The organism is Micromonospora sp. ATLC16, from assembly GCF_057196645.1.
In genome coordinates this window covers 1-4,383 of record NZ_JBXUOW010000131.1, presented here as the reverse complement: position 1 = coordinate 4,383, position 4,383 = coordinate 1, and the positions used below count along the sequence as shown (strand labels likewise).

The 4,383-nt window shown below is 72.2% G+C and carries 5 protein-coding genes; 3 read left to right on the top strand and 2 right to left on the bottom strand.

Annotated elements, in window-relative coordinates; translation table 11 throughout:
- Positions 1-1,587: MtrAB system histidine kinase MtrB (mtrB, locus tag AC2CHE_RS26465; protein ID WP_484507548.1), on the bottom strand; the 1,587-nt coding region annotated here is incomplete at its 3' end.
- A gap of 88 nt (positions 1,588-1,675) precedes the next feature.
- The gene (gene mtrA / locus AC2CHE_RS26460; RefSeq protein ID WP_093406568.1) at positions 1,676-2,365 is read right to left on the bottom strand and encodes an MtrAB system response regulator MtrA; all 690 of its coding nucleotides are present in this window, start codon (positions 2,363-2,365) and stop codon (positions 1,676-1,678) included.
- Positions 2,366-2,572: 207 nt separating this feature from the next.
- Between mtrA and AC2CHE_RS26455 the strand changes: the two genes are divergently transcribed.
- From AC2CHE_RS26455 to AC2CHE_RS26445, 3 genes are all read left to right on the top strand, one after another.
- Complete coding sequence (locus AC2CHE_RS26455) at positions 2,573-3,415, top strand: hypothetical protein (protein ID WP_484507547.1); 843 nt, start codon at positions 2,573-2,575, stop codon at positions 3,413-3,415.
- Positions 3,412-3,984, top strand: a complete 573-nt coding sequence (locus tag AC2CHE_RS26450) for a DUF4129 domain-containing protein (RefSeq protein ID WP_484507546.1) — start codon at positions 3,412-3,414, stop codon at positions 3,982-3,984. Before AC2CHE_RS26455 ends, AC2CHE_RS26450 begins: the two co-directional genes overlap by 4 nt.
- A partial coding sequence (locus tag AC2CHE_RS26445) for a DUF4350 domain-containing protein (RefSeq protein ID WP_484507545.1) occupies positions 3,981-4,383 on the top strand: 403 nt, incomplete at its 3' end. The genes AC2CHE_RS26450 and AC2CHE_RS26445, both read left to right, overlap by 4 nt.

Here is a 4,383-nt window from a genome sequence, read left to right as displayed (position 1 = left end):
GGCGGGCGCGCCGCCGAACGGCAGCGTGGCGTCGGCTGGCACCAGCCGCAGCGGCGAGGTGGTGAGCCGGTCGCCGGCGCGCGCCGGCAGGGTCAGCCGGAACTGCGCGCCCTGCCCCGGCGCACCCCACGCCTCCAGCCAGCCGCCGTGCAGTCGGGCATCCTCCAGGCTGATCGACAACCCCAGGCCGGTCCCGCCGGTCTGCCGGGCCCGCGACGGATCAGCCCGCCAGAACCGGTTGAAAACCAGCTTCTCCTCGCCCGGCTTCAGCCCGACGCCGTGGTCGCGGACGGTCAGCGCGACGGCGGTCTCGTCCATGCCCAGCGTGATCCGCACCGGCCGACCCTCGCCGTGCTCGACGGCGTTGCCGACCAGGTTGCGCAGCACCCGTTCGACCCGTCGTGGGTCGATCTCGGCGATCACCGGCACGGTCGGGACGTCCAGCTCGATGGCCACCCCGACCCGCTCGGCCAGCCCCGCCAGCCGGTCGGCCACCCGGTGCACCACCGGCACCAGATCGGTCGGCTCGGCATCGAGCACCGCGAAGCCCGCGTCGAACCGGCTGATCTCCAGCAGGTCGGTCAGCAGCTCCTCGAAGCGGTCCAACTCGGCCTGGAGCAGCTCGGCGCTGCGTGCCACCGCCGGATCGAACTCGTCGCGTTCGGCGAAGATCAGGTCAGCGGCCATCCGTACCGTGGTCAGCGGGGTCCGCAGTTCGTGCGACACGTCGGAGGTGAACCGACGTTGCAGTCGGGACATCTCCTCCAGTCGCAGGATCTGTCGTTGCAGGTTGGTGGCCATCTGGTTGAACGAGGCCGCGAGCAGCGCCAGGTCGTCCTCACCGTTGACGGCCATCCGCTGGTCGAGCAGGCCGGCCGAGAGTCGCTGGGCGGTCCGGGCGGCGACCCGTACCGGGATCACCACCAGCCGGGTCACCAGGGCGGCGAGCAGGCCGAGCAGCAGCACCAGGGCGACGCCGGTGGCCACCACCGTGGCCCGCGCCTGCGCGGCCGTGGTGTCCTGCAGGGTCAGCGGCACGAAGTAGTAGAGCTCCACCTGACCGAAGCGGGTCGGCACCGGAGAGCCGTAGACGAGGTACTTCGTCTCGGCGTCACCGGTGAGCCGGCCGGTACGGATCTGGTTGGCCACGTTGCCGTTGGCCACCGCGGCGCGCAGCTCGGGGCTGATCAGGGGCCGGACGTTCGCCGAGGGTGAGGTGCGCGCCTCGATCACCCCGGGCCAGCTGTCCGCGGTGAGGGCCACCACCACGCCGCTGTTCTGCTGGGGGTCGCCACCGGCGAGGTAGTTGACCGTGCCGTCGATCGTCTCCTGGAGCTGGGCCTCCTGCGGCTGGCTGTAGAGGCTGAACTGCTTGGCCGCGTACTCCGCGCCGTTGAGCAGCCGCAGCTGGACGTCGGTCTTGGCGTTGTCCAGCAGGATGTTCGTGATCTTGTCGGCGATCAGGTAGGCGAAGCCGCCGACCAGCAGGCTGGACGTCACCAACGTGATGGTCACCACCCGCACCTGCAACGACCGGCGCCAGGTCTGGTGCAGCCTCGCCAGTGATCGGGCCAGTCGCCCACTCATCCCACGCCACAACTCCCACGCGGCACCGTGCCGGCGGGAGGTCGGGTCGAGGTCGGGGATCGGGGAGGTGGTCACAGTGCGACCAAGGCTATCCGGTGCCCGCCTTGTAGCCCACGCCACGAACGGTGAGGATGATTTCAGGGCGCTCCGGATCCGGCTCGATCTTGGCGCGCAGCCGCTGCACGTGCACGTTGACCAACCGGGTGTCCGCCGCGTGCCGGTATCCCCAGACCTGCTCGAGCAGCACCTCCCGGGTGAAGACCTGACGCGGTTTGCGGGCGAGCGCGACCAGCAGGTCGAACTCCAGCGGCGTCAGCTTCACCTCCTCGCCGTTACGGCTGACGGTGTGCGCCGGCACGTCTATGGCGATCTGGTTGCCGGGCGGGCCGATGGTGAGCAGCTCCGGCGCGGCGTCCTCACCGCGACGCAGCCGCGCCCGCATCCGGGCCACCAACTCCTTCGGCTTGAACGGCTTGACCACGTAGTCGTCGGCACCCGACTCTAAGCCGAGCACGACGTCGACCGTGTCGCTCTTGGCAGTCAGCATCACGATCGGCACTCCGGACTCGCCCCGGATCGCCCGCGCCACGTCGATACCACTCATTCCGGGCAGCATCAGGTCAAGCAGGACGATATCCGGACGATTGTCGCGGAACGCGGCCAACGCCCGTTCCCCGTCCGCCACGAACGAGGGCATGAAGCCCTCGCTACGCAGCACGATGCCGAGCATCTCGGCGAGCGCGGGGTCGTCGTCGACCACCAGTACCCGGGCTCTCATGGGGTTAATGATTTCATCCCGTCAGTTCGGTGGGCTCGGCGTCACCCGCACGCTACTGCCGTCAGGTGGGCCGTGCCCAGCACCGCTCGGTTGTACCGCCCGCGCGTGCCATCCGGGGGCGGTTCTGCGCCCCGGGCGACCGCGCGTGTCAACATGATCCCCGGGTGCGTCGCAGCGCGCCACCACAACCGCCTCCCAGGAGTACGCGTGCCCGAAACAGGCCCGACCGTCGTACTCCCCGGTCGCCCGCTCACCAGCGGGGAACTGCTCGACTCCGCGGTGCTGCTGCTGCGCGGCCAGGCGGCGGTCCTGCTGCCCCTCGCCGCGGTGCTGGTCACGGGCGAACAACTCCTGCTGCTGCCCCTACGGACCGTCGTGGGTGCCACCGGGCCGCTGTGGTGGCCGTCCGGCCTGAGCGAGTTCGGCGTCTTCTGGTTCCTGCTCGCCCTCGGCGCGGCGACCGAGGCAATGATCATCCTGCTACTCGGCAACCCCGCCGCCCACGCCGCCGCCGACGCGCTGGTCGGCCGACGCCCCGCCGCCACCGACGCCTGGGGGCCCGGCGGCCGCTGGGGCGCCACCGTCCTGCTCTGTCCCGCGGTCGGTGCGGTCATGCTGCTCGCGGCCCTGCTCGGCCCCGCCTGGTTCATCGGATTCGCCCTGTTGGGCGCGGTGGCGCCGGCGCTCGTGATCGACCGGGTCGCACCGGTACGCGCGATCACCCGCTCCGTCGCGCTGGCGCTGCGCCTGACCGGACGGGCCGCCGCGCTGCGGGTACTCGGATACCTCGTCTGGTGGATCATCCGGGTCGGGCTCGGTTGGGGGTTGTTCACCGGGCTGACCACACTCGACCTGGTCACCGAGGGCTGGGCCGATGCCGTGGCGATGCTGGTCTGGGCGGCCGTGAACGCGGTCGCGTACGCCGCGCTGGCCTGCCTGGACGCGGTCGTGCACCTGGAGACCCGGATCCGCAGCGAGGGCCTGGACATCCGGCTCGCCCGTGCGCCCGCCACACCGCGTGCCACGGACCTGCTGGCGGTCGGCGGATGAGCGTCAGCCGGTGGTGGACCGAGACCACCGCAGCCCTCGGCGACCACCTGCCACTCTCGCTGGCCGCGCTGCTGCTGGTGCTGGCCACGGCGCTGACCGCGACGGCCTGGTACACCTTCCCCGCCTGGCTGCCCCGCCAACTTTCCCGGCCCCGCCGACGCCGCCGCGCGCCGGGCACGGCACACGGGCCGGAAACCGCGCCGACGACCGTCGCCCCACCGCCGTCGGCGGACCCGGTCGGCACCGAAGTGGTGGCCGACCGGCTGGCCGCCGCGGGCCGCTACGGCGAGGCGGTCCGCGAGCGGTTGCGCGGCATGCTCCACCAGCTCACCGACCGGCGTGTGGTGCAGGTCCGGCCCGGCATGACCGTCGCCGAGGTGGTCACCGAGTCCGCCGCCCACCACCCACCGGCCGGACCGCCGCTGGCCGCCGCCGCCACCATCTTCTCGGAGGTGTGGTACGCCCAGCGCCCGGCCACCGCCGAGCACGATCACCGGATGCGCGAGCACGCCGGTCAGCTGGGCGACCTGCTCGCCGCGGCCCCGTCAGCGAAGGACGACGACCGGTGAGCGCACCCGGGCGGCGCCACCGGATCATCGTTCCGGTGCTGGTGGGAGTGCTGCTGATGGCGGTCACACTTGTCACTCGTGAGATCGACCAGCCGGACCAGACGGACCGGGGCTTCCTCTCCCCGGTGGTGACCGATGACCACGGTGGCAGCCGGCTCGCCGCGAGCCTGGGTGAGCGCGGGGTGGTGGTGCAACGGGAGACCGACACGGTCCGGGCGTTGCTGGCCACCCGGCCCGCCCCGACCACCCTGTTCGTTCCGGCACCCGAACTACTGCACCCGCGCACGGTCGGCTACCTGGGTATGTTGCCCGGAGGCACCCGGCTGGTGCTGGTCGACCCGCCCCGGCGGGTGCTCGCCGCCGCCGGGCTGCCGCTGCGCCCGGCGGGCCGGCGGTGGG

Bases quoted from the DNA above. Each gene is read 5' to 3' on its own strand.
- mtrA (WP_093406568.1), bottom strand. From the start codon at position 2,365: ATGAGAGCCCGGGTACTGGTGGTCGACGACGACCCCGCGCTCGCCGAG.
- AC2CHE_RS26450 (WP_484507546.1), top strand. From the start codon at position 3,412: ATGAGCGTCAGCCGGTGGTGGACCGAGACCACCGCAGCCCTCGGCGAC.